The sequence below is a fragment of the Archaeoglobaceae archaeon genome (assembly GCA_038734275.1).
Classification (GTDB): Archaea; Halobacteriota; Archaeoglobi; order Archaeoglobales; family Archaeoglobaceae; genus WYZ-LMO2.
The window spans coordinates 1-24,577 of the sequence record JAVYOO010000001.1 but is presented as its reverse complement, the minus strand read 5'-3'; the positions used below and the strand labels follow the sequence as shown (position 1 = coordinate 24,577).

32 protein-coding genes and 1 tRNA gene are annotated in these 24,577 nt (G+C 40.1%); 13 read left to right on the top strand and 20 right to left on the bottom strand.

Annotation, left to right across the window (positions count from 1 at the left end; all coding sequences use genetic code 11):
• Positions 1-73: 73 nt before the first annotated feature.
• From QXI54_00165 to QXI54_00115, 11 genes are all read right to left on the bottom strand, one after another.
• A complete protein-coding gene (locus tag QXI54_00165; GenBank protein MEM0301570.1) occupies positions 74-751 on the bottom strand; it encodes a hypothetical protein in 678 nt (225 codons plus the stop codon).
• Between the two features lie 148 nt (positions 752-899).
• Positions 900-1,895 (bottom strand): S-methyl-5-thioribose-1-phosphate isomerase, encoded by a 996-nt coding sequence (locus QXI54_00160; protein ID MEM0301569.1) that lies wholly within the window; start codon positions 1,893-1,895, stop codon positions 900-902.
• 35 nt (positions 1,896-1,930) lie between these two features.
• Positions 1,931-2,779, bottom strand: coding sequence for a cation diffusion facilitator family transporter (locus QXI54_00155; GenBank protein ID MEM0301568.1), 849 nt, complete (start codon positions 2,777-2,779; stop codon positions 1,931-1,933).
• The gene (gene serB, locus QXI54_00150) at positions 2,776-3,930 is read right to left on the bottom strand and encodes a phosphoserine phosphatase SerB (GenBank protein ID MEM0301567.1); all 1,155 of its coding nucleotides are present in this window, start codon (positions 3,928-3,930) and stop codon (positions 2,776-2,778) included. The genes QXI54_00155 and serB overlap by 4 nt, the downstream gene beginning before the upstream one ends.
• Before the next feature lie 7 nt (positions 3,931-3,937).
• Positions 3,938-4,504, bottom strand: coding sequence for a hypothetical protein (locus tag QXI54_00145; GenBank protein MEM0301566.1), 567 nt, complete (start codon positions 4,502-4,504; stop codon positions 3,938-3,940).
• The gene (locus tag QXI54_00140; GenBank protein ID MEM0301565.1) at positions 4,459-4,578 is read right to left on the bottom strand and encodes a 4Fe-4S binding protein; all 120 of its coding nucleotides are present in this window, start codon (positions 4,576-4,578) and stop codon (positions 4,459-4,461) included. Before QXI54_00140 ends, QXI54_00145 begins: the two co-directional genes overlap by 46 nt.
• Positions 4,579-4,609: 31 nt before the next feature.
• Positions 4,610-4,978: a helix-turn-helix domain-containing protein gene (locus QXI54_00135; GenBank protein MEM0301564.1), complete on the bottom strand. Its 369-nt coding sequence runs from the start codon at positions 4,976-4,978 to the stop codon at positions 4,610-4,612.
• Positions 4,975-5,295: a thioredoxin gene (gene trxA, locus QXI54_00130; protein MEM0301563.1), complete on the bottom strand. Its 321-nt coding sequence runs from the start codon at positions 5,293-5,295 to the stop codon at positions 4,975-4,977. Before trxA ends, QXI54_00135 begins: the two co-directional genes overlap by 4 nt.
• Before the next feature lie 62 nt (positions 5,296-5,357).
• A complete protein-coding gene (locus QXI54_00125) occupies positions 5,358-6,416 on the bottom strand; it encodes a GTP-binding protein (protein MEM0301562.1) in 1,059 nt (352 codons plus the stop codon).
• A 37-nt stretch (positions 6,417-6,453) separates the two neighbouring features.
• Positions 6,454-6,816, bottom strand: a complete 363-nt coding sequence (locus tag QXI54_00120) for a hypothetical protein (protein ID MEM0301561.1) — start codon at positions 6,814-6,816, stop codon at positions 6,454-6,456.
• A gap of 50 nt (positions 6,817-6,866) precedes the next feature.
• Positions 6,867-7,028, bottom strand: a complete 162-nt coding sequence (locus tag QXI54_00115; GenBank protein ID MEM0301560.1) for a hypothetical protein — start codon at positions 7,026-7,028, stop codon at positions 6,867-6,869.
• Between the two features lie 215 nt (positions 7,029-7,243).
• Between QXI54_00115 and QXI54_00110 the strand changes: the two genes are divergently transcribed.
• From QXI54_00110 to QXI54_00085, 6 genes are all read left to right on the top strand, one after another.
• A complete protein-coding gene (locus QXI54_00110) occupies positions 7,244-8,686 on the top strand; it encodes an RtcB family protein (GenBank protein ID MEM0301559.1) in 1,443 nt (480 codons plus the stop codon).
• 87 nt (positions 8,687-8,773) lie between these two features.
• Complete coding sequence (locus QXI54_00105; protein ID MEM0301558.1) at positions 8,774-10,381, top strand: fatty acid--CoA ligase; 1,608 nt, start codon at positions 8,774-8,776, stop codon at positions 10,379-10,381.
• Between the two features lie 216 nt (positions 10,382-10,597).
• The gene (locus tag QXI54_00100) at positions 10,598-10,942 is read left to right on the top strand and encodes a hypothetical protein (GenBank protein MEM0301557.1); all 345 of its coding nucleotides are present in this window, start codon (positions 10,598-10,600) and stop codon (positions 10,940-10,942) included.
• Positions 10,939-11,244 (top strand): hypothetical protein, encoded by a 306-nt coding sequence (locus tag QXI54_00095; protein MEM0301556.1) that lies wholly within the window; start codon positions 10,939-10,941, stop codon positions 11,242-11,244. The genes QXI54_00100 and QXI54_00095 overlap by 4 nt, the downstream gene beginning before the upstream one ends.
• Positions 11,245-11,318: 74 nt before the next feature.
• A complete protein-coding gene (locus tag QXI54_00090) occupies positions 11,319-11,549 on the top strand; it encodes a hypothetical protein (GenBank protein MEM0301555.1) in 231 nt (76 codons plus the stop codon).
• Positions 11,550-11,765: 216 nt separating this feature from the next.
• The gene (locus QXI54_00085) at positions 11,766-11,942 is read left to right on the top strand and encodes a hypothetical protein (protein MEM0301554.1); all 177 of its coding nucleotides are present in this window, start codon (positions 11,766-11,768) and stop codon (positions 11,940-11,942) included.
• A gap of 77 nt (positions 11,943-12,019) precedes the next feature.
• Here QXI54_00085 and QXI54_00080 read toward each other — a convergent pair whose 3' ends face one another.
• From QXI54_00080 to QXI54_00065, 4 genes are all read right to left on the bottom strand, one after another.
• Positions 12,020-12,469 carry a hypothetical protein gene (locus tag QXI54_00080; GenBank protein MEM0301553.1) on the bottom strand — a complete coding sequence of 150 codons (450 nt, stop codon included), beginning with the start codon at positions 12,467-12,469 and terminating at the stop codon, positions 12,020-12,022.
• A 7-nt stretch (positions 12,470-12,476) separates the two neighbouring features.
• Positions 12,477-13,235 (bottom strand): N-glycosylase/DNA lyase, encoded by a 759-nt coding sequence (locus QXI54_00075; protein MEM0301552.1) that lies wholly within the window; start codon positions 13,233-13,235, stop codon positions 12,477-12,479.
• Between the two features lie 83 nt (positions 13,236-13,318).
• A complete protein-coding gene (locus QXI54_00070) occupies positions 13,319-13,783 on the bottom strand; it encodes a TspO/MBR family protein (protein MEM0301551.1) in 465 nt (154 codons plus the stop codon).
• Between the two features lie 47 nt (positions 13,784-13,830).
• Positions 13,831-14,901 carry a glycosyltransferase family 4 protein gene (locus QXI54_00065; GenBank protein ID MEM0301550.1) on the bottom strand — a complete coding sequence of 357 codons (1,071 nt, stop codon included), beginning with the start codon at positions 14,899-14,901 and terminating at the stop codon, positions 13,831-13,833.
• A gap of 139 nt (positions 14,902-15,040) precedes the next feature.
• Here QXI54_00065 and QXI54_00060 point away from each other — a divergent pair, with 139 nt between their 5' ends.
• Entirely contained in the window at positions 15,041-16,039 is a 999-nt protein-coding gene (locus QXI54_00060) for a zinc metalloprotease HtpX (protein ID MEM0301549.1), read from the top strand.
• Here the strand turns inward: QXI54_00060 and QXI54_00055 are convergent.
• Entirely contained in the window at positions 16,017-16,535 is a 519-nt protein-coding gene (locus QXI54_00055) for a hypothetical protein (protein MEM0301548.1), read from the bottom strand. The genes QXI54_00060 and QXI54_00055 overlap by 23 nt on opposite strands.
• A gap of 107 nt (positions 16,536-16,642) precedes the next feature.
• Between QXI54_00055 and QXI54_00050 the strand changes: the two genes are divergently transcribed.
• Complete coding sequence (locus QXI54_00050) at positions 16,643-18,691, top strand: acetate--CoA ligase family protein (protein ID MEM0301547.1); 2,049 nt, start codon at positions 16,643-16,645, stop codon at positions 18,689-18,691.
• Positions 18,688-19,725 (top strand): DRTGG domain-containing protein, encoded by a 1,038-nt coding sequence (locus tag QXI54_00045; protein ID MEM0301546.1) that lies wholly within the window; start codon positions 18,688-18,690, stop codon positions 19,723-19,725. Before QXI54_00050 ends, QXI54_00045 begins: the two co-directional genes overlap by 4 nt.
• Before the next feature lie 2 nt (positions 19,726-19,727).
• Here QXI54_00045 and QXI54_00040 read toward each other — a convergent pair whose 3' ends face one another.
• Genes QXI54_00040 through QXI54_00030 form a run of 3 tightly spaced genes read right to left on the bottom strand, consistent with a single transcriptional unit; the run spans position 19,728 to position 20,796 of the window.
• Positions 19,728-20,219 (bottom strand): GNAT family N-acetyltransferase, encoded by a 492-nt coding sequence (locus QXI54_00040; protein ID MEM0301545.1) that lies wholly within the window; start codon positions 20,217-20,219, stop codon positions 19,728-19,730.
• Positions 20,220-20,222: 3 nt separating this feature from the next.
• On the bottom strand, positions 20,223-20,426 hold the full coding sequence (locus tag QXI54_00035; GenBank protein MEM0301544.1) for a hypothetical protein: 204 nt from the start codon (positions 20,424-20,426) through the stop codon (positions 20,223-20,225).
• Positions 20,427-20,430: 4 nt separating this feature from the next.
• On the bottom strand, positions 20,431-20,796 hold the full coding sequence (locus QXI54_00030; GenBank protein MEM0301543.1) for a CBS domain-containing protein: 366 nt from the start codon (positions 20,794-20,796) through the stop codon (positions 20,431-20,433).
• 90 nt (positions 20,797-20,886) lie between these two features.
• On the opposite strand from QXI54_00030, the gene hjc reads away from it, so the two are divergent.
• Positions 20,887-21,285, top strand: a complete 399-nt coding sequence (hjc, locus tag QXI54_00025; protein MEM0301542.1) for a Holliday junction resolvase Hjc — start codon at positions 20,887-20,889, stop codon at positions 21,283-21,285.
• On the opposite strand, the gene QXI54_00020 is transcribed toward hjc, so the two are convergent.
• Positions 21,277-21,816 (bottom strand): stage II sporulation protein M, encoded by a 540-nt coding sequence (locus tag QXI54_00020; protein MEM0301541.1) that lies wholly within the window; start codon positions 21,814-21,816, stop codon positions 21,277-21,279. The two genes, hjc and QXI54_00020, sit on opposite strands and share 9 nt — an antisense overlap.
• 57 nt (positions 21,817-21,873) lie before the next feature.
• Between QXI54_00020 and ccsA the strand changes: the two genes are divergently transcribed.
• The 3 genes from ccsA (at position 21,874) to QXI54_00005 (ending at position 24,268) form a co-directional block, all read left to right on the top strand.
• Complete coding sequence (gene ccsA, locus QXI54_00015) at positions 21,874-22,491, top strand: cytochrome c biogenesis protein CcsA (GenBank protein MEM0301540.1); 618 nt, start codon at positions 21,874-21,876, stop codon at positions 22,489-22,491.
• Positions 22,492-22,518: 27 nt separating this feature from the next.
• Positions 22,519-22,593: transfer RNA gene (locus tag QXI54_00010), tRNA-Arg, on the top strand.
• Positions 22,594-22,780: 187 nt separating this feature from the next.
• Positions 22,781-24,268: an ABC transporter substrate-binding protein gene (locus QXI54_00005; GenBank protein ID MEM0301539.1), complete on the top strand. Its 1,488-nt coding sequence runs from the start codon at positions 22,781-22,783 to the stop codon at positions 24,266-24,268.
• The last annotated feature ends 309 nt before the right edge of the window (positions 24,269-24,577 follow it).

Sequence of the window (24,577 nt, the reverse complement as noted above, 5' to 3'; positions counted from 1 at the left end):
CATTTTTACCCTCTTGGTTCTATGTCATTTAAATTTTGCTGTTCCAATCAAACTAACATGTAAAATCTGGAAGTTATAGCTCATACAGCATACTTAGATATCTTTTTCTACTCTCATCGTCGAAGTTCACAAGCCAAGTCATCCAACAAAGCTCTATGGGACGATAATTGCAAATTTTAGCAATTTTTTCAACCGTCTTTATGAACTCGAAGTCCTCTTCGACTGTTTCGAATCCAGCAGAACTGAGAATTTCGTTTATCACCCTTTTAACGATTTTGTCAGGCATTACCGTATCTACACCGCCCATCATTCTAAGATACTGATACGTGACCAGTCCAACGCCTTTAATTTTTCCTATTGGGTCTTCTTTCCAATTTTCTAAACTTGAATTTTGCGCCCAAGTTCTCAAAGACGCTCTATCATCTTTATTTAGATTCGAAAGAAATTTGGCCACATCTAAAGCAACATTCCACGATCTTAAATTCTTCCAAACTTTTCTCAGCTCCTGAACATCTGAATTTGCCAGATCTTTCAAAGTTTTAATTTTGTTGAAGGTTCTCTTGAACTCCAAAACTTTTGGAACGACTACTTTGAAGTAATTGACTCCGATGGAAACGAATGCTGAGTCGATGATCATTAAAACTACGTTGCCACCGTATCTCTCTGTTTTCAAGCATCTTTCGCAGTGAAATCTTATCTCTGGAACAGAGTTCATGTAGCGATCTACGAGATCTTTAAGTCTGCTGTGCATCTGATAAAGAGGTTACTGCAAATTAATTAAATTTACTTGAGAAAATTGGACCTCAGACTCTCTTTTTCATCACAACTCAGATCGCCCATCAGTCATCATCGGCAAAGATATATTCTTTTTTTGGGGATAAATACCTTTCCATCGAATTTCAAAAATTATAAGGAGGATAAAAAATTTTCTCTTCAGTGATTATGGCGCTAATGAGACTCAGTGGTGTGAAGTCGAATGCTGGATTGTATACTTTCACATCTTTTGGAGCAAGCAGTCTGTTACCACAATATATCAGCTCATCTCTACTTCTTTCCTCGATTAAGACTTCTTTTGAAGTTTTGGCAAGATCAAACGTGCTTTTTGGTGCTGCAACGTAAAATGGGACTTTATGATAATTTGCAACAATGGCAAGAGTAAATGTGCCGATCTTGTTAAAAACACCATCCTTCACAATTCTGTCTGCTCCGACGATAACCTTGTCTATAAGTCCCTTACTCATAACAATTCCTACTGCAGAATCCGTGATCAAAGTTACGTCGATTCCATCTTTCATAAGCTCATAGCATGTAAGCCTCGAACCTTGGTTGAGTGGTCTCGTCTCACAGGCGAAGACTTTTATTCTTTTGCCTTCCTGTATTGCAGATCGAACAACCCCCAAAGCAGTTCCCCAGTCCACTGTAGCAAGTCTGCCGGTGTTGCAGAAAGTGAGAACTACATCACCATCATCAAGCAACTTGGCTCCGTTTTTGCCTATTTTTTTGTTTCTCTCAATGTCTTCCTCAGCAACTCTTTCTGCCTCTTTTAACGCAATTTCTCTTACTTCCTCAACGCTAATACCATTGAGTGCCTTTTCAAGAACTCTATACACACCTACTGACAGATTTACGGCAGTTGGTCTTGCAGAAGCGATTAGCCTGGCTTTTTCAATTAAATAATGTTTCATTTCCTCCAAACTTGAAAAATCTCTCTCAAAAGATGCAAGAGCAATACCATAAGCCCCGGCTGCTTCAAGTGCTGGAGCACCTCGAATAGCAAGTTTTTTTATCGCATCTATTAGCTGCTCGACGTTTTTACAGGATATTAATTCTTCTTTTTCAGGTAGCTTTGTCTGATCTATGAGCCACACAGAGTCTTTCCAGAAGATTGTTCGCATAGTGAATACTAATCTTCTCCAGTATTTAGCTTTAATCAGTAAAATTTTCTCCTCTCACCCGTATGTGTGCAGAGGTGTATAGAAACATGTTTTATGTTTGGAAATCTCCTTTTCAGATTTTCTGTGAAACTTTCAATCAGCTCGTCCGCCTTCTCAACGCTCATTTGTTTATCCACAGTAACATGCATGTCCAGATGAATCGCCCCTTCATCAATGTATAAAGCAACCATGTCATGCACACCTTTGAGCCCCATCTCATTGCAAAACTTTTCGACCTCGCTGTAGAACTCTTCGGGCGGTGAAAGCCCTATGAGGAATTTTGCGTTATCAATTAAAAGTCTAAAAGAGTTAATTGCTATGAGTGTCGCGATCAAAATAGTTGCAATGCCATCAAAGTATAAATGGCCAATTGAAATTGCAAAAATACCTAAAATCGCTGCAATTGTGGAAAGAGAGTCGTTTAAGCTCTCAAACATCACGGTTCTGTTTATTACACCACTTTTTCTCATATACAAAACTGTTCCCAACAGCAGAAGCCCCAAAACCGTGAATTCTGCAATTATAGCTATTTCAAGATTATTATAACTTTCAGCGGGATTGAAGATTTTATTTACACCCTCCCGGAATAGTTCGAGGGCTAAAACGGTGATGAAGGTAACTGAAACTACGAGCGATGAGACATTCTTTATGAGCCCGTGTCCCATTGGATGCAAAACATCAGCTTTTCGCTCTGAAGCCCTTGAAGCGGTTGCCAACAAAATCAGAAGCACTATGTCCACAATCGAATGCAATGCATCTGCGAGAATCGCAGTAACATTAGAAAAATAATATGCAATTAATTTTATACAAAAAGTTACTACATATATAATCAGAATTTGTTTCATAATCGTTTTTTAAATTCAGAGGGTAGTTTAAGGATGCCCGCAATGCCTATTATGTTATCTTTTGATATATTCCCGTCTGCAATCTCTTTTAGAACATTTTTAGCGTTAAAAGCAATTCCAAGTCCCGCTCTTTCAATCATGATCCTGTCATTTGCTCCATCTCCGACTGCGACAACGTTCTCGATCTTAATCCCCTCTTTTCTTGCAATTTCCTCAACTATTCTTGCTTTTTCCTCTGCATCTATTATTCTACCTACCACATTCCCAGTAAGCTTTCCATCAACTATTTCAAGTTCATTTCCGAATGCGTAGTCTATCCCAAGTTCTTCTTTTATTCTGTTTGTAAAATACGTAAAACTCCCACTTACAACCGCAATTTTATATCCTGCCCTTTTTAAAGCTGAAATCAATTCTTTAGCACCTTCAGTAAACTCCACTCGAGAATAAATCTTTTCCAGAACTTCGACAGGTAATCCCTTGAGAAGCCTTACTCTCTCCCTTAAAGCCTCTTTGAAACTCATTTCACCATTCATCGCTTTTTGTGTGAGCTCCTTCACTTCCTTTTCCACGCCTGCTTCTCTTGCAAGTTCATCGATGATCTCAACTTCAATTAGTGTTGAATCAAGATCAAAAACGATCAATCTTTTTTCCTTGGTCGCGGACTCGTAATCCTGAACAACAATATCAAGGCCAAGCTTTTCACCTTCCTTTAAAAGCTCCCTTTTAAGATTAGAAAGATTTGCATCGCCCATATCCACAAGAAATTCGATTGAGATCAGTTTATCTCTTGCAGTTAAACTCGTTCTTTCTATATTTATGCCAAACTTCAGTAAAACTTCAGTAATATCGCGCACGAGTCCGATTCGATCTTTGCCGAGGACATTTATAACATATAAATTCTTTTCTTTCAACTTTTTCCTCTCAAAGGGGCTCAGAGTTATCTTTACCCCGAGCTGATCACAGAGTTCGCGAACCTTTTTCTCAACACAATCCAAGTTCTCTGCTTCTGCCACTATGAACATTGCAAAGATTCCCTGAAGAACTGTTTGCTCAATGTCTACAATGTTTGCATTACAGCCTGCCAAAGCTTTTGCGACCGCATGAACGAGTCCCGGTTTATCTTCTCCATGAACCGAAAGGGCGATTAGCACACTTAAATTAATCTTCGATTTTTAAGAGTATTGCGAAAAATCTGTTTATCTCATAAAGCGGTGCCTTTACATTTCCAAGGCCACCACATCCCATACTCGGACTTATCAATCCAGATCCCTTTAGTTCAGAAATTAATGCCCCAGGTTCTTTTTTATGCCTCATGGCAATATCTACAATGTCTTCTGCGCATATGATCAAATTTTTAGCTCTATTAACGATCTCCCGAAAAATCTCAATAAATTCACCAGGATTTCTCTCCCCTATTACCTTAAAATATTCTTCTATGGCCTTTCTCCAGTTTTTTCCGTTCAAAAAGTAAAATCTTACCACATAGGGTATTTCCATTTCAGAACCAAATTCTCTCGCTGTCCAAGCCAGAGATTTTTCGCTCCCTTTTACTGGAATTGCCAATTTTAGAAATTCCAGTCTGATTGCGATCTCTTCATTCAGTTCTTCATCGGGAATAATCCCTTTTGAGCTGTATTTTTCGACAAGAGTAAGCAAATCATCATTCAAAAACTCCATTCCTAATCCATTGCCATTAAAGCTCTGTATGGACACGTTTTCACGCACATCAAACACCCATTGCATTTCTCCGGGTTAATTCGGACAACTTTTCCTCCTTCTCGGATTATAGCCTCTGGCACTGGGCATACTCTATCACAACTTCCACACCCCTTACAGCTGAGAACTGCGATCTGCAAGGAAATCCCTCAGAAAAATTCGGACCTGTTCGCAAAATGAATTCATCAGGGACTCTATCTCCCGAGCTACGAATTCCTTAGGCATAGCTTTATATACAAAGTAGTATCCGCCTCCCGGTAACATCTTTTTTTCTCGGTAAGCCAATCCCGCAATCATTAATTTTTGCAGTGACCTGTATACTGAAATCTCCTTTTTTCTAAGCGCAGAGCTAAGATCCTCAACCTTCTCAAGACCATCAAGAAGGGCAAAATACACCCTTACATCCTGTGAATTAAGTCCAAAAAAGCATTCGAATATGCTGTTGCAGTCCATTGACTTTGAAATCTGTTTTAAAAAGATCATAGTGCCATTGCTTTCTCAATTTCCTCCCTGACCATACTCTCTGGCATAGCCCCCACAAAACCACCGACTATTTGTCCTTTCTTGAAGAATAGCACAGTTGGTATGCTCGAAATTCCGTATTCAAATGCAAGTTCCTGGTTTTCGTCAACGTTAAGCTTGTAAAACTCCACATCCTTGTATTCTTTCGAAAGTTTTTCAAGTATTGGGCTCAGATACCTGCACGGCATGCACCAGTCCGCATAGAAGTCCACTACTACCAGCCTATCGCTTCTTATCAAATTTACGAACTCCTTTTCGTCAATCTTTCTCATTTGCATCACCAAATTAAGAAAGTCTACTCAGATTATAAGTTTTTACCGGTTTTTACAAAAACGTGAAATCAGTCTGCATAAATCGAAACGATGTCACCATCGCATAGCACGTGGTCTAATCCAACTCTTTGCCCCTCAAATTTGACCGATTTTCCCCAAACTCTTGCATATCTGAACTTATCAACAAAATCCTTGTGTAGCTTTCTGCAGACATCTTCAACTTTTGCCCCCTTTCTTAATACCATCGGTTTATCCGCCACCTTTTCCCCGGGTGGCTTGAGGTATATGTTGACAAACTCAAGTTTTCTATAGATCTCCTCTTTTAACTTTTCCAGATTTATGCCCTTTTCTGCGGAAATCTTTATTCCATCACATTCCACATCCATTAGATCGATCTTATTTATGACCACAAGCGAGGGGATATAGACTCTGTTTCCAACCAAAGCGTCTATAAGCCTATCAACTGTCACGTCTTCTCTGAATACAACCTCTGCATTGTGAATTCGGTATTCCTTCATAATCTCCGATATCGTTTTTTCATCAAGACTTAATGGAACAGTAGAAGTAATTTTTATGCCTCCCCGCTCTCTCTTTTTGATAACTATATCAGGACGTTTTTGATCCAACCGGATTCCTCCTTCATATAGTTCCTTTTTGACTATGTCTATTGTTTCAAGCCTGAAAACATCTGCGACGATCACTATGAGATCTGCAATTCTCACAGCAGAGATTACTTCTTTTCCCCTCCCTCTTCCACTTGCTGCGCCCTCCAGTATTCCAGGCATATCGATTATCTGAATTGTTGCATGTTTATACTCCAATACTCCAGGAACTGGCTTTTTAGTCGTAAAATCGTAATCTGCCACCTCACTTTTTGCTCCAGTAAGGGCGTTTAAAAGTGTAGATTTACCTACAGAAGGATAACCGACAAGTACTACTGTCCCATCACCTTCCTTTTTAATCGAAATTGCCTGCTGTCTTGCACTCTTTAGTTTTTCTTTTTCAAGCTCTTCTCTAAGTCTCGCAAGCTTTGCCTTTAATCTACCCACATGGTGTTCTGTAGCCTTATTGTAGGGTGTCCTTTTTATTTCTTCTTCAAGTTCTCTTATTTGCTGAAGCAAATCCATTAAGAAATATGCGAATCTTGTGAATTATAAAAGTTCCTCAACGTTCTAAATTGTCGCTTACGACTGTAACGCCTCCCTTCATCGAAAACGTGAGTTTGGCTACATAATTATGATATGCGATAAATGAGTCTTCGCTTTTAATAATTTCGATAAATACGTCGTGGAAAGTCAAAAGCTCTTCTGGAGCTTTTCCAACAACTGCAGTGATTAAAATTCCCCTATCAATCTCGATTAACGCTTCAATGGCCTTTGAAATGTCGTGGCTGTAGATTGGAAGGAAATTTACACCAAAAGAAATGACTAGTCTATTTTCTGGAATGAAATTTTTTATTTCCTTTACCTCGCTTAAGTCCAATTTATATATGCTTTGAAGGTAAACACAGTCTTTTTCGGTAGCCACGAGCAAAGCTTCACCGGATTTAGGGAATCCATATTTTTTGGCAAAGTGATTTATACGCTCAACCGACGCATCCGTCCACAAAATCCAGAAGATTTCTCCAAATCTTTCCGATAACCATGAAGATACTGTATAGAAACTGTAAATATCCGAAATGAAATCAGAATCTTGTCTCCTTCGTCCGAAGTTTCAAGAACGCTCTGTATAATTTTCATGTGTAGGATTTGGTTAAATGATAAATAAAATTTTCCTATATTGTTAAAATTTCTTTTTTGCAATTACTCTTTTCAGCTAAAGTTGCGCACGAGATTGTAAAATGTTGGTAGCAAAATAATTACTTATTAAAATTATTTCTATACCAAAAAAGATTGCTTTTCTCTTGGCTGCTAAAATGCGGAAAGTAATATAAGTCGTCTTGAGCATTCTCTTCATGGAGGATGTTCTCAAAAAGATTACAGATTATAAATGGGAGCTGAGCAAGGACTACAAGAAAGGAATGCGAGTTCCTGCTTACTTCTACATAAGCAGAAAATTGATGAAGGATCTGGAAAAAGATGCAGTTGAGCAGGCAGCGAACGTTGCTACAATGCCGGGGATAAGGCTCGCCTCGCTTGTGATGCCGGATGTGCATGTTGGTTATGGATTCCCGATAGGGGGTGTAGCAGGTTTCGATGTTGAAGAAGGAGTTATATCTCCTGGCGGAGTTGGATTTGACATAAACTGTGGCGTTCGTTTGCTAAGGAGCAATTTGAAAGTCGAAGAAGTTAAACCAAAAATAAAAGAGCTCATTGATACCCTTTTCATCGCAGTTCCATCCGGGGTTGGTAGTGAGGGTAAGATAACGCTAAAAGATAAAGAACTTGACGAGATCTTCGTTTCGGGGGCAAAATGGGCTCTCGAAAATGGCTATGGGACCGAGGAAGACTTGGAAAGATGCGAAGAAAACGGAGCAATGCCCGGAGCAAGAGCGGAAGTTGTGAGCAGAAGGGCAAGGGATCGTGGAAGAACACAGCTCGGCACTCTTGGCAGTGGAAATCACTTTCTCGAGGTTCAATACGTGGAGAAAGTGTATAATCCAGAAGTCGCTAAGGTATTTGGACTTGAAGAAGGAACTGTTACCGTGATGATTCATTGTGGAAGCCGTGGACTGGGACATCAGGTTTGCACGGACTTTTTAGAAGTCCTAGACAGAGCTGTGAAGAAATACAACATCTCGCTACCAGACAGACAACTCGCCTGTGCACCGATAAAGAGCAAAGAAGGAGAAGATTACTTTGCAGGAATGGCTGCAAGTGCGAATTTTGCGTGGTGTAACAGACAGATTATCGCCCACTGGGTAAGGGAAAGCTTTAGAAAAGTATTCAAGATGAGCGAAGAAGATCTGGGGCTTGACGTTGTTTACGATGTTGCTCACAACATTGCAAAGTTTGAGGAACACGTGCTGGATGGTAAAAAAGTGAGGGTTTGTGTTCACAGAAAAGGTGCAACAAGAGCCTTCTCTGCAGGAAGAAGCGAAGTCCCAGCAATTTATCGCGATGTAGGTCAGCCAGTTTTGATTCCTGGAAGCATGGGGACGCCAAGCTACGTGCTCGTTGGAACTGAAAAGGCTATGCAGGAAACCTTCGGTAGTACCTGTCATGGCAGTGGAAGAGTCTGGAGCAGGGCAGAAGCAAAAAGAAGAATGAGAGATAATGTCGTTAGGCAAAATCTTGAAAAGAAGGGAATATATGTCAGATCCGCTGAAAAAGGATTGCTTTCTGAAGAAGCACCGGAAGCTTATAAGATAAGTGATGATGTTGTAGATGTTGTACATCGAGCGGGAATTTCAACACTTGTAGCGAAACTTATTCCGCTTGGAGTCACAAAAGGTTAATCGAATATTTTTTATTCTAAAACTTCCCCTAAATATTTCATTGTTAAATTTCGAAATGTTTAAAATGTGTAGATGGTAATGATACTCATGGAAGCATATGACTACCAGCTTTTGATGAAGCATGTTTTGGAAACTGGAGTGAATTATGCGCCAAAACAGGAAATAGTTTACAGAGACATACATCGTTACACTTATAGAGACCTTTACAAAAGAGTGCACAAATTTGCGAGTGCATTGGAGGAACTTGGAGTTAAAAAGGGAACTAAAGTAGCAGTTCTGGATTGGGATTCGCACAGATACCTTGAATGCTACTTCTCAATACCCGGAATGGGTGCTGTGTTGCATACGGTGAATGTAAGACTCAGCCCCGAAGACATGCTTTATACGATGCAACATGCGGAAGATGAGGTGGTTCTGGTTTACAAGGACTTTATTCCACTAATGGAGAGATTGGCTGACAAGCTTGAGACTGTAAAGCACTATATCGTGATGACCGATGACACGATGCCTGAAACGAAGCTTACAGATCTGGAATACGAAGAGCTAATAAAGAAAGCCAGCAAAGACTACGAGTTCCCAGATTTCAGTGAAAACACGATGGCAACGCTCAGCTACACTACTGGAACCACAGGACGTCCGAAAGGGGTTTGGTTTACCCACAGAAAACTCGTTTTACACGCACTTGCCGGTTGCATTGCAATGACTGGCTATCGCTCCCCTCTGCGTTTATTGGGCGATAAAGAAGTCTACATGCCTCTGACACCGCTATTCCATGTCCATGGCTGGGAAATACCCATAATGATGTGGCTACTTGGTTATAAGCACGTCTATCCAGGCAGATATGAGCCACAGATGATAGTAAAGCTTGTTCTTACTGAAGGTGTGACTTATTCCCACTGCGTTCCAACAATTCTGCAAATGATCGTTGACAACTTGCCTGAGGGCTTCAAATTCAATGGCTGGAAGGTGCTCATCGGCGGATCTAAGCTTCCAGAAGGTTTGGCTAAAAGAGCAAGAGAGAAGGGAATATACACAATGGCTGCTTATGGGATGTCCGAAACCTGCCCCGCACTCACTGGAGCATTCATAAAACCGCATTTGCTTGATCTTGGTGAAGAAGAACTTGTTAAGCTTTCTGTCAAAACTGGAATACCATTCCCGCTTGTCTACGCAAGAGTGGTCAGAGAAGACATGACCGACGTTAAGCCAGACGGAAAGGAAATGGGAGAGATCGTTGTGAGGGCACCATGGCTTACAGAGAGCTATTTGAAGGATGAAGCTAAGACAAAGGAGCTCTGGGCGGGTGGCTGGCTTCACACTGGCGATATTGCGGTGATTGATGAAGAGGGCTATATAACAATCGTTGATAGACTCAAAGATGTTATAAAAAGCGGTGGTGAGTGGATTTCTTCATTAACGCTTGAAAATCTTTTAAGTCTGCATCCGAAAGTCAGAGAAGTCGCAGTCGTAGGAGTCCCAGACGAGAAATGGGGTGAGAGACCATTGGCAATAGTTGTTCCTATGCCGGGTGTTCAGCTTACCGAAGCAGAACTCAGAGAGCATCTTATGAGATTTGCAGAGCAGGGTGCAATTACAAAATGGGCCATCCCAGATAAATACTTATTTGTGGATCAATTGCCAAAGACAAGTGTTGGAAAAATAGATAAGAAAGTCTTAAGGCAGAAGTTCAGGTAATCTCAAAAAAGAGACTTAAAGACTCCAATCAAGTCGAAGTCCGCTTTAATTAAAGCTTTATGTTTCAAGAAATTTAGAGGTAATTTTTCAATTTTATCTTAAAAAGTGTTACTAAGCTACAGAATTTTATCTCAAATCTAAAACTTCTATTTTCATATATGTCATCAAGTAGCAAAACTTATATATTAGTAGCATGCAACATAGCTTAGTGAGAGCATGACAGCTAAGAAAACAATTAGTCTGTTTCTGGTTTTAGTCATGCTTTGCAATTTAGCGACTCCAGTGACTGCTAATGGAATTTCAAGTGCAGAATTAGAAGAATTTGAAGATCTGAGGCTAATAAAAATAGACCCAATCTTCGATTCAACACCCTACGGTTTCTTCATAGCTGTTGGGATAACTGAAGAAGGTAGAAAGGCCACTCTATTCTACGTAGAGCGGAGAAGTCTAAGAGATGAAGAGAAGAAGAGCTTAATGCAATCTATGAAGGAATTATGGAATAAATACGGAGTAAAAGCTGAAATTGAGGAGAAAGTTGCTAGATCAGTGGTGCTGGCATGAAAACCTCAAGCGAGAACTTATTGATTCTAATTTTTTCCATAGTAGCAACCTTTTTCATCGTTTCGAGAGTGTTAAGAGCAGATATAATCACTCAGACCGCACTTTATCTGATTGCTTTGGGGTTGATACCTTCTTTGCTCTTAAAATATCGGGAGCACATTGTAAAGCTTCCAAATATTGCAATATTTCTCGTTTGTATCTTTGGAGAGCTTATTTTTATTAAATGGGGAGTAATAGTGTTGTTCCATGACTTTATTATACTGATAATTACCGCCCAGTCTTTCATTGCAACACAACCTTGATTTTAATCAGACTTAACGCAATAGCTCGGCACATCTACGGAGCATTTTACTGGCTAATCCTGTCGAGGTCATTTATGTTCTTTTTAGTCAGCGCGATGGCCTTCTTCTTCCTTCTTCATTCTGGAAATCAAGAAGTAGCTTCCCGCTCAGAGCTTTACAGCACAATCGTTGGATTTTTGGGCAATGCTATGGAGTATGGGATTTTGTTTCTCTTCTGCCTTCTCTACAACCGCTTCAAAACGCTCCTCGTTTTCTTACCAACTCCCCTCATCGTAGCACTTGGTTTTCTCTTTGGATGGATTTAGTTTTATAGAGGTTGTGGTTGTGATGATATTGGATAAGTTTTATTATAATATTATTATTTTGGATGTAGGAGGTGAGGTGTTATAAAAGGCGAGAATTACTTTGTAACTGCAATAAATGTAGCTCCTAAGGACGAAAAGAAGTTCGCTCCATTCGCTGATGTCATCGAGATTAAAAGCAAAGCCAAGCTCTCCAAGCACTACAGAATTCTTGCTGAGGTGCTCAACGAGATAAGAAAGCAAGATGAGACTTCTTGGATTTGGAATAAGGCTAAGCTTGAGCTGAGCTATTTGAGCAGAGTAGTTGAGAGAAATTTGGCTGAGTTTAATGCCTTCTCGTCCAAATGTTCTCCTTTGAACTTCTTGGGGTTTAGAAGGATCATGCTCAAAAACTGACTGGTGAATTTATAAAGGTAGCGAAGAGCCTAAATTGATTATTGGTATTCTGTGGAAATTTTTATCTTGTGCCCAATTTAAAGTTCTTTGCCCTCTTTTATGGCTTTATTCATAGCGGAAATCATCAAACCCATACTCTTGAGGCCTTTCAGCGGAGTTCTGATAACTTTGTTTTGGAATACCTTTTTCACAATTTCAACGTAGTCTTTCCCCGCAATCACTACGATTTCATCGTATTTCAGCAAATCTTTTTCTATAGCCTGTCTTTTTAATTCTCCGACACTCATGGGCTTTGTATTTGGATCTTTGAACGTTACGTTATAGTTCTCAGGGATCAACTCGTCTGGAAAAAGAAATCCGTATTTTGCTGAAAGAATAACGTAGCTGTTTGGATAAAATTTTTCTGCATATTCGATGCAGGTTTTTGCAAAACTACCAATGTATGCATTTTTTGCCTTCGTAGCACCCGCATCCGGATTTCTATCCCAAATCTTTTTGCTCCCACAGGGGGCTATACAGAGTCTCATTTAGAATTCACCTCAGCAGAAGTTTAGCCAATTCAATACCTAAATTCTTTATACCCAACTTTGTAAAATATTCTAAGATTTCATGCTTTTCAAGAGTTCCGATTTGCCAAGCCAATGAGTCGAGATGGATCATGTTTATTTCGACACCATTATTTCTTATCTCGATGAGAATTCTACTCCAGAAACTCCTAATGTCCTCATCATTTTCAATTTTTACCCCAAGTCTCTTTGTTAGTTCTCTAATCCTGTAATCAACTGGAATTGGAGCTACAAAAGTGAAATTGGAATTCGAGCTCATCAGCAAGGCAATTCCAAGACATTTCATTGCGAATACTATGGTTTTGGCGGTTTTATCCTGCCCCATAGTTTCTGCAAGTTCTTGCCAAATTGCAGTGAAATTTTTTGCAACTTCTTCTGCATTGGAATTCCAAAGCTTTTCTGCAAGTTTGCTTGTCAAAAAGCGTTCTAATCTTCTCAGCTTTTGTTTCGCTAACCTTTCATGCATGTAGAATTCGCCAAGAACAGTCTTTAGATCTGATATCGAATTGAAGGTTTTGAAGTTCAGATTTTTTGCTATCTCTGGCCAATAAACCTTCTCAGCCCTACCTTTTAACTGAAAATCGTTCAAACCTGCTGAAACCATTAATACCGCAAATTTACCAAAACCCAAACGAAGAAATTCCTCCATAAACAACCATTCTGGCTCTCTTCGAACTATTTCGTTCCATAATTCAATGGGGATTTTTGAGAGAACTTCGGCAATCATATAAAAACATTTCAAAGCGAAATATTTATCTTTATCTCTATGCAATTCCAGATCCCTTATATTTTATGAGCCCTATTCCTACATTAGGTATTCAAAATTACAACCGCCAAGTTCAAGGCGGTTGCAAAGAGAATCCAGCAAAGATACGGGAGCATGAGGGCTGTAGCAAGCTTTGAATGCCTTAGCATTAGAGATATTGTCGCAATCACTGCGATGTCAAGGGTTAAGATGTCAATTAAGCCAAGCAGTGGATTCTGAAAACCAAAGAAGAGCGGAGACCACAGAAAGTTTAGTGCAAGCTGTAAGAAGAAGAAAAACCTAAGCCTTGAGTTTTTCCAGAATCCATTTTGCCAGCAGACATACAAAGCCAAACCTATTAGAATGTAAAGCGTAGTCCATGCGGGAGCAAAAAGCCAGTCTGGTGGTGTGAAGAATGGCTTTTGAAGTGTAGGATACCAAGTTTTAACAGACTGCGAAGTGAAATATGAGCCAGCAATTCCTATAATGAGGACTATTGCGAGCGAGAGAATTAGGCGAACCGCATTCATGAAATGACTTAGTTAATTTAATAATTATATAAACTTTTCCAAGCCACTCAACCCAGAAGCTCGAAGTAGATTTTCTCAATCTCGTTAACCACAGTATTCCAGTTGAACTTCTTCTCCACTGCCTTTCTGCCCATTTTTCCAAGCTTTGTTGCAAGCTTATCATTGCTGAGTAGCTCATTTATGATTTCAACAAGCTCAGAGTTGTTTTTAAACGTGAAACCACCATATGAAGCCACTTCCGCAACCCCGGGAGTATCTGCTCCAAGCACCGGCGTTGAGCATGCCATCGCTTCAAGCAAAACAATTCCAAATGCCTCTAATCTTGAAAAAGATGGTAGCACAAGAACTCTCGCTTTCTGCATCCAATAAACAACATCTTTCTTCGGAACTCTCCCTGTAAAGACCGCCTTTACATTTAGCTTTTCAGCAAGTTTTTCAAATCCTTTTTTGTCCTCTCCATCGCCCACGATTACGAGTTTAGCATCAACTTCTTTCTGAACCTCTGCCATCGCCTTTATAAGCGTTGAAACACCTTTATAGGCAACCAACCTGCCAACGTAAAGCACCACTGGCTCTCTTTGCCCCGCATCGATCCCGGGCTTGAATTCATTTGGATCGACCGCATTCGGGACAACCTTTACTTTATCGATGAATTTTGAAAGAATTGGAGAGGTTTCCGCATAGCTCCTTGTTGTCGCTATTATCAAATCCACTCTATCAAGCAATCGGTTAACTATGGAATCATTGATTTTCTCAACAGCTCTTCCGAGGAATCTTGGGATGCCATACCCGTTCACCTTGCTTGGCACAATAACGTCGTTGTGGTAGGTGATAACATGCGGTTTTCGTTCCTTTTTTGCGACTTTGTCCAATTTACTGGCAAAGAACGGTGAGGGAACATGCGAATGATACAAGTCTGCCTTAATATGTGGAAAAGTTATTGGAATCGGCGAGTAGGGTATTTTTATGCATGGAACAGTTATATCTGAGCCGATAGATGAAATAACATTGATTTTATAACCACGTTCCTTTAGTTTCTCCATAAGGTTTTTTACGTGCTCTTCTACCCCTCCGATATGTGGGGGAAAGTAAGGCGTTGAAATAGCTATTTTAAGCACAATCCAAAAGATCAACAACGCTTTAAAAACTTTCAGAAGAGTTGAAATTTTAACTTCTGTTATTAATTTCTCTAAAATTCTCTTCAAAGTCCATTTTGAGCATCGAAATGTTTTTTAACAGCAGAATTCAAACTTCAATATGTTCCTGATATTCGATCCACTATACTGGGTCTTGGCAATCCTCGGATACCTTGTAATGTTTGCCTTGGCAAGCACTGTTGCACCAAAGGTAGCTGGAAGAGTTGCGGGTAAATTTTCGCTATACACTTCTATGTTTTTGCTACTCGTGCTTATACTCGGCATGTCCGCAGGCATAATCTACCTAATCTTGGCAGTTACTGAGCTATACATTGACTTCTACGCACTCATTGCCTTCATTGTAGCTATTAATCTGCTGATTTACCTGCTATCTCCATATTTGATCAATCTGAGCTATGGTGCAAAGAAAAGCGAAGAACTGCAGAGATTGGTTAACGAAGCATCCGTCATGCTTGGAGTGAAACCTCCAAAGGCTATGGTTGTCCACAGCCCGCCAAATGCCTTTGCATATGGAAACTTCTTGACTGGGAAATTTGTTGCAGTATCCGATGCTTTGGTAAATATGCTCTCAAGAGATGAACTCATGGCGGTCATTGGACACGAAGTAGGGCATCACAAACACAAAGATAATCTCTTCATGCTCCTGCTGGGCTTGCTCCCATCGATAATTTTCTATTTGGGCTACATGCTAATTCGCTCTTCTGGGGGCGATAGAAGAGGTGGACAGCTTGCAATTGTGGGCATTTTAGCGGTGGTTGTTTCCTTCGTCATTCAGGTTCTCGTTTTGGCGTTCAGCAGACTCAGGGAATACTTTGCAGATACTGAAGGTGTCTTTGTTGCCGGAAAAGATGCAATGCAGAGAAGCTTGGCAAAGATACACTACTTCTACTATAGATACCCATCAGTGAAAGCTGAAATTGCTGAAAGCAGATTCAGAACGCTATTTATATACGCTCTCGTTAACGCGGTTGCAGAACCCATTACGAGGATGGATATCGAAAGATTAAAGAAAGAAAAGGTTTCTCCAATTCAGGAATTCCTTTCCACGCATCCGCCCATTCCGAAGAGACTTGCTTTTATAGATAGCTTAAAGTTTTAGATTCCTCAATCTTTTTTGGTAGCTTTCTAACCGCTCCTATTCGGACGAGTTCTATTGCATTGGCTATTTCAACGAGTTCGCTAAAATTATTACTCCTGATTTCGACATCTTTGCCAAAATCCATTGAGAGAATCAATACATTCGACTTTGTAAGCTTCCACCAGTATATAAGGAGAAGCCCTACTGCAAGCATCAGCGTGGGAAGAACAAAGAATAGTATTGCGGAGATAAATGAGTCAATACCAAATGCAAACGAATATAGCAGAGCAGAGGTTAGAACAAAGATCACTCCAGCGATTAAGAAACCCAGTTTGCTCTCTTTTCTTATCTTGATTGTTTTAATGGCAGAAATGTACGCAATCTTTATATCTTCTTTGCTCTCGAACAGGACTCGATCTTCAGTTATTCTAACTCTGCCGGTCTTTGCTTTGAAATCGTTTTCGATTGTGTAAACGTTTGTCTCATATAAGATTCTGTCAGGAATTGCGAGTTCCATGCACTTTTTGCTGAGCTTGGAACAAAAAACTTTTCTTATAAAAATGTAATATCAAAACTTTAATTACCCAGAAAAATTTTTAAAAACGTTTCGCATTTTTTAATTTGATGCAATCTTTTTTCTACCCAAAAAGCATTGCAGTAATCGGAGCTTCAGCGGAAAAAGGAAAAGTTGGAAACGTAATCCTGAAAAATTTAAAGAGTTTTAGCGGTAGATTATATGCAGTAAACCCTAAATATGCCGAAATCGAAGGAATTAGGTGTTATCCATCGATATCTTCGATTCCTGAAATCGTGGATCTTGTAGTCGTTGCTGTTCCCGCAAGCTTGGTAGCAAGGGCTGTAGATGAGTGCGGTGTTCGGGGAATCAGAAACGTAATCGTGATCTCTGGAGGTTTTAGAGAAGTCGGGGTTGAGGGTGCAAAGCTTGAAATGGAATTGATTCAGATTGCAAAAAAGCACCATATAAACCTGCTCGGTCCGAATTGCTTGGGGATGATAAATGCTGAAATCGGACTGAATGCAACCTTCAGCGAAATTATGCCAAAAGCGGGCAACGTTGCATTCCTAAGTCAATCAGGAGCATTTATCTTGGCGGTTATTTTGTGGGCGCTTAAGACAAAATTCGGCTTTAGCAAGATTGTCAGCTTGGGAAACAAGGCTGTATTGAGCGAGGCAGATTTTTTGAATTATTTAGCAACAGATCCCGCAACTGACGTGATAATGCTCTACGTTGAGGGAATCCAGGATGGGCGGAGGTTTATGGAAACTGCAAAAAAAGTTGCAAAACAAAAACCGATCGTGGTAATGAAAGCTGGAAAGACAGAAAGTGGTGCAAAGGCTGCATCAAGCCATACAGGAAGTCTTGCGGGTAGCTATGAGGTTTACAAGACCGCTTTTGAGCAATGCGGAATTATCGTTGCTGAAACTGTTGAGGAGCTTTTCGACTACGCTTTTGCATTATCAAAGAACAGAAGAGCGGGAAGTATAGCGATCATCACAAACTCAGGCGGTCCCGGAGTTATGGCTTCGGATGCAGTAGAGATTTATGGTTTAAGGCTTGCTGAGCTTAGCAAAGAAACAATAGATGCTCTTAAGAATTTTTTACCACCGTCTGCCAACTTCTACAATCCTGTAGACATCTTGGGTGATGCGGACACTGGGCGATTCTCCAAGGCTCTCGAAGTAGTAGCTAAAGACAGAAACGTAGGCACACTTCTTGCAATTCTTGCTCCAACCGCTCAGATTGACTTTCAAAGGGCAGTTGAGAGTGTTATCTCGGTTAAAAAGCCAGTTTTTTGCTGTTTCATGGGGATCGATGAAAAAAATGAGGAAATTTTGATAAATCATCGTATTCCAAATTTCTTTGATCCAACAAGGGCTGTGAAAACAATTTCAGCTGTGGAGAAATACTCGAAATTTGATTTCAGCGAAAAAGAATTCGAGAGTTTTAAAGTCGATAGAGAGGAAGCTGATAGAATCTTCTCTGAATTCATTAGTTCCGGAGCAAGATTTGTCGGAGTTGAGGGTATGAAACTTCTTGAATGCTATGGCATACCGACCGCTCCATGGGGAATTGCAAGGAATGCTGACGATGCGGAGAGGATCGCTGAAAAGATCGGTTACCCTGTCGCTATGAAAATAGTCTCTCCAGATGTGATTCATAAAAGCGACATTGGAGCACTTAAGCTCGATGTTAGTAGAGGGGAAGTCAGGAGCAGTTTTTACGAAATAGTCTCAAGAGTTGAGAGTTACATGCCTGAAGCAAGAATTGAGGGTGTTCTCGTGCAGAAGATGGTAAAGGGAGGCAGAGAAGTAATAATAGGAATGAAAAAGGATCCACAATTTGGCAACGTGATCATGTTCGGACTCGGTGGGATCTACGTGGAGGTCTTCAAAGATGTTGCTTTTAGAATTTCTCCAATTGGCATTAAGGATGCTCATGAAATGATAAAAAGCGTTAAATCCTTTGCCCTACTTAAAGGTATAAGGGGAGAAAAGATGCTTGATATAAATTCTCTGGCTGAAACAATCGTCAGATTCTCTCAACTGAGTATGGATTATCCAATTTCTGAAATGGAAATCAATCCTTTAAAAGTCTTTGAAAAGGGATGCGTTGCGGTTGATTTTCGAATGCTTTTGGAGGTGAAGAAATGAAAAAGCTAATGATTTCTTCGACAGAAAGCTTTTCGGGTAAAAGTGGGATTACGCTGTCTCTTGCTTTAACTCTCAAAGATAGAGGGTATAATGTGGGCTACTTTAAAGCATTTGGAATAAATGCTATAAGAATTGGCGACCGCATTTGTGATGAAGATGCAAATCTTGCTGAGAACGTCTTAGGGATCAAAAATGCATGCGCAATAGTCCTTGACCGCCCATATACAGATTTCGTAGCTTCCGAAAATCCTGAGGAGCTTAGGAGGAAAATTCTGGATAGATTTGGAGAACAGTCGGATAAGGATGTAGTTTTGATTGAAGGCTCCCATAACTACCTTGTCGGTGCATCTATGGGAATATGCGATGTTCAATTAGCAAAATTGCTTGATTCAAAAGTCCTAATGGTATCGAAATTCGAGGATTTTGCGGTTGATAAACTGATATTTGCCAAAAGAGTTTTTGAGGAAAGGTTGCAGAAAGTCATACTAAATCAGGTTTTCGGATACAAGAGAGCGTACATCGACTTTATTGCGAATGAGATCCTTAAAAGGCATAATCTTGAACTTATTGGTGCAATTCCAAAGGACTCAAGCTTAATCGGGATGAGTGTTAGCGATCTTGCAGAGGTTATCAGAGGTCAATATCTTGTTCATCCAGAAAAAGATGAACACGTAGAGCAGGTTCTCGTTGGAGCAATGAAGACCGAAACTGCACTGTCGTATCTGAGATCTGCGAGAAATTACGCCCTGATCACGGGTGGAGATCGTGGCGATTTGATAACTCTCGCAATTGAGAGCGGTGCGAAATGCATTATTGCCACTGGCAATCTTGAGCCTTCGAGCCATGTTTTAAGCCTTGCGGAACAGCACGGCGTTGCGGTTTTGCTCGCAAAAGAGGATACCGCTACAACGTTATCAAGAATTCAGGAGAAATTTGGTAAGATGAGGATGAGCAAAGAAAAGCTTGTTATGATGAGGAAGCTCGTAGAGGAGAATGTCTGCATAGAGGAGTTAATTGAATATCTTGGACTTTGATATCATGTCAGCGGGAGTTCCATGTAAAGTTCGTAGCTCGCAAGAACAGTCTGAAAGCCACATTTTCTGTAAACCCTTATGGCTCTCCAGTTCAGTCTATCTGTGACAAGTGTGATCTTCTTATAGCCTCTATTTTTCGCATATTCGATTATTGCCTGCACCATCTGAGTCCCAATCCCCTGATTCTGATATTCTCTTGCAAGGTAGATTGCCAAATCAACAACCCCGGGATTTTTTTCGTCTTCCACTATAGCTAAATGACCAATGATTTTTCCATCATGCTCTGCGACGATTGAAAAACCATTTTTTTCAATGTGGCTGATCCAGTTTTCAATTGCCTTTCTGCCAACAGGGGGCAATCCTAAGGATCTGTCCTCTGGATGGTAGTTCACATACATATTCACAAGAGCTTCACGATCCTTTTTGCTTTCATAAGCTCTTATAATTATTTCTCGTCCTTTCTTGTCTTTAAAATTGATGGTTTTGAATTCCACGTTTTACCCCCATTTCTTTGGTTTACAATTCTTGCAAACTGGCACAACTTCAATAAATTCGCTGTATAGGCCCTTTTTCCAGACTCCAACGTAACGAACGTCATCAAAGCAAACCGGCTTTTTGCAAAAGAAACACTCACGCCACTCCTTGTTTTGATCTTTAGTTTTAAGTTCTCTGTAACATACAACACAATTTAATTTATCCATGTCTTCACCTTCCGAGAATTCTAACCAAATCAGAAGATGTGAAAATCCCCTTTATCTCGCCATCCTCCATTACAAGCAGTCTTCTGATCTTCATATCTGCCATTATTTTTGCCGCTTCTTTGACATCGTAATCAGGGGATACTACGATGAGGGGCGAAGAAGAGTATTTGCCAACTTCCTCCTCAAGACTTCCAGAGAGCAAAACCTTAGATAGTAAGTCTCTTTCAGTAAATATCCCGAATGGCTTTCCTTCTTTTGTAACAACAACACTTCCAATCTTCTTTTCACCCATAATTCTGCAGACATCCTTCACTCTGGTTGCATAATCAACCATAACAACGTTTTTTGTCATGACGTCTCCTATTCTCATATAGTAACAAGGGTTTTTGGAACTATATCTTACTTTCTCTTGCCATCTTAATCGTAAAGTAAAATAACTTATTAAGTGTTTAGAAGATTAATGAAAAGTAAGGGTTCTCGATTCGAAAGGGATCTGATTGAAGAGCTATGGAAAAATGGTTTTGCAGCAGTAAGGGTTGCTGGAAGTGGTGTTTCGCATTTTCCTTGCCCTGATATTGTTGCGGGAAATGGAAAGAAGTTTTTGGCTATAGAAGTGAAAATGAGAGCTTCTTTGCCTCTCTATATGTCCGAAGAAGAAATTGAAAAGCTAAAAAAGTTCTCAGAAGCGTTTGGAGCTGAAGAAATAGTGGCTTTAAAACTGCCGAGAAAGAAATGGAGGTTTTTCAGAATAAAAGACCTAGAAGAGACAAATAAAGGCTACAGAGTCGACGAAGAAGTTTATGCTAAGGGTTTAGATTTCTATGATCTCAAGGGGGTTGAACAAAGTAGATTAGGTTGAAGTTACGATTAAATAGGTTTCGATCATCGCAGCAATTATTAGCATTGGTAGAACGATTTTTACAAATTTGTTCGCAGCGAATCTCAGATGCTTATCAATATTTTTTCTGTCTCTAAGGAACTCACTTCCAAGCCATACGCCATAACTCGAAGCCAAAATCACTGCAGGAATTTCAAGAATTCCATGAGGCAGTATTTTGAGAACAAAAGACGTTGTTCCAATTTCATCCCCGAAAATTTTGGCAAAGATACCGATTATTGTCCCATTTATCATTACAAACAGAATTGGGGCCACGCCAAGCAGAATTCCCAAAACCATCGCAACAAAGGACTTTATACTATTATTCAGGACTATTATGGTAAAAATGACTAATGGATGGATATCCTGAGAAGAAAAATTTTTTAGAAATTCCTTCATGATCTCGATTTCTCGTCTTGCGTATTCGGGGTATATCTCGGCCAAGAGGTATCCAAAGTAGCAAGATAACAAAAAGAGAGCCGAAAGTGCTACGAAGATCTTCTTAACTTCCATAAATAACAATTTGCTGCGACTTAAAAAAGTTTTTTAAGCCCTATGATAACTTTGCCCATGCCAAAATTTGCAAAATTGCTCGCGTTAATAGGCCTTCTCCTGCTAATCTATGGATTATACAATGCATACACAATACCAGCAAAAATAGAGAGCCATAGGATAGTCTTTTTACATGTTCCAGCTGCAATAACTGCCTATGCCGCCTTTACAGTTTCATTTGCATCCGCAGTAATCTATCTAAGAAGTGGAGAATCAAAGAGAGATCTTTTAGCTTACGTTTCTGCTAAATATGGATTTTCAATGGCTCTCGCAGCTTTTCTAAGCGGGGCAATTTGGGCTAAAGTAACCTGGGGTGCTTACTTCAATTGGTTCGAAATAAGAGAAATAATCGTCCTACTGCTTCTTTTCGTATACGCGATTTACTTCTCGCTTAGAAACGCCGTAGAAACAGATAAGGCTCGCGTAGCATCAATTTATCTAATAATTGCTTTCGTAACAGTTCCATTCAGTTATGTTGCGGGCTTCTTCTCTCCACTTCATCCAAAACCGTTTGAGGCTGAATTTTCAGCAGATTGGCTTACAAACCTTGGAATCATGATTTTAGCCTTTTTGATACTATATGTTGCCTATGCTCTCTGGGAATACAAGCTGAGTTTAGAACCAAAAGACTCATAAAACTAAGTAAATCCTTAGTTCTTAAGGGGGCTCGTAGCCTAGCACGGATATGGCGGCAGCCTCCTAAGCTGCAGGTCGCGGGTTCAAATCCCGCCGGGCCCGCTCTTTTAAGTTCATCTACCTTTCAAAAAGATTTAATTTGGGGCCAAAATAGGGAAAAAGTTCCTAAAAATCTCCTTTCGTTGATATTGTAGATTGGTCTGTAAGGCATAGTTTATGAAATTCCATAAGAATTAGATAAAACATGTGAAACCAAAAATCTTAAATATACGGTAAAATGAACAACATTATGGATTCGAGAAAGTTTGTATTGGGTATAGGGTTAGTATTGGTCATAGCTTTCCTTGGATGTGCTGAACAGGCTCCAACACCTACGCCCACTCCAACACCGCCGCCAGTAACTACTCCGATTGTAACAACACCTGTTGTTACCACTCCTCCAGAAACTACCCCGCCAGCTGTGACGACGCCTGTAACAACTCCAACACCGCCGCCGGTATCAGCTGAACCCATAGCAATTTGTGCTCTATTTGATCCAAGAGTCCCAGCATTCAAGGCAGATGTAGAAGCAATTCGATTCGCAGTAGACCAGATAAATGCTCAGGGAGGTATAATGGGTAGAAAACTTGTCTTCTATCATGAAGATACTCAGAGAAAAGTCGATCTCGCAATTACAGCTTATAGAAGTGCGGTAATAGAAAAGAAGTGCAAGGTTGTCTTTGTTGAAGGTGTTTCTGAAGAAGTATACGCAATAATCGATGAAGGTGCGAAAATGTATCCATCTCATCCACACATAGTCTTCGCATCCCAAGCAGGAATGGACACCACACTTAAAGTTATGAAAGACTATGACAAGTATAAGTTCTACTTCAGAAATCTACCGCCTGATCCCGACTTGAACTATAACGTTGCTAAATGGTTCTTCGATATAGCAAAGAATGTTATAGGGGCAAAGAGAGTTGCATTGATTCTTGAAGATGCTGCTTGGACAAAATGTGCAAGAGAGGGCTGTAAGTTTGATACGCCCTACGGAGTAATCGAAAGCAAGCCAATGCGACAATGGGTGCAGGATGAATTTGGGTTGCAAGTAGTCTACGTCGCACATGCTGCAGTAATGGAGAAGAATTTCCTGCCGGTGCTTGAACAGATTGCAGCCAACAAGGCAGAGTTTATATTCGTGCTTTCAAGCTGGTATACAGACACAGTTACGCTAACAAAACAGTGGGCTTCTTCGAGTGCAAGAAATATTCCAATTGCATTCTTCGGTGGAACCGCTCAGTGGATGGCCCAGTGGAACCTCACTGGTGGAGCAAGCCTTGGAACAATTGCAATGAACTACGACTATGAAGGAATGCCCGCGATTAGTCCAACAACGCTTCCAGTGGTTAAGGCACTGCATGCCAAGGGCATATCTTTAGACACATCCGCTCATTACTACTACTCAGAGATGTTCAGAGTTAAGGAAGCAATGGAAAAGGTCGGCAATCCAGATGATATCGATGCGGTTATCAAAGCTATAGAAGAACTCGAATTCACAAATCATACTTCCATTCCAGTGAAGTGGAATCACCTTGGCTACAAGAATCCGAACTTCCACTCCTACACTGGAGGTCCAACGCTGAATGCTCAGATACAGTGCGGTGGTATTCCAGTCTACATAATGAGACCTGAAGTGATGCAAGAACATGAGTGGCCAGAAGAAGTTGTTAAGGCAATGAATCCAAAGGCGTATAAACCACCAGCTGAATTGAGAAAGATTTGCGGAGTCGGAAGCTAAATTATTAAACTACTTTGTATTTTATTTTTATATTTTTATTTTGAAAAAGTAGTTTAATTTTACGGTTAGCCTAATGGCTGTTCACAAGTATCATAATAAAAAATCGAAATCTTTAAATACAAAAAATATTTTAAAATATTATGGATTCGAGAAAGTTTGTATTGGGTATAGGGTTAGTATTGGTCATAGCTTTATCCTGAAAGTCGTAATGATTCAAATCCACATCTCCTCGAAGAGAATGTCCCATTAAAAGTTTTTTAATCGTTGTTGGCATCCCCAAGCGATCGCTTTGCTGAGAGAAGAACTTTC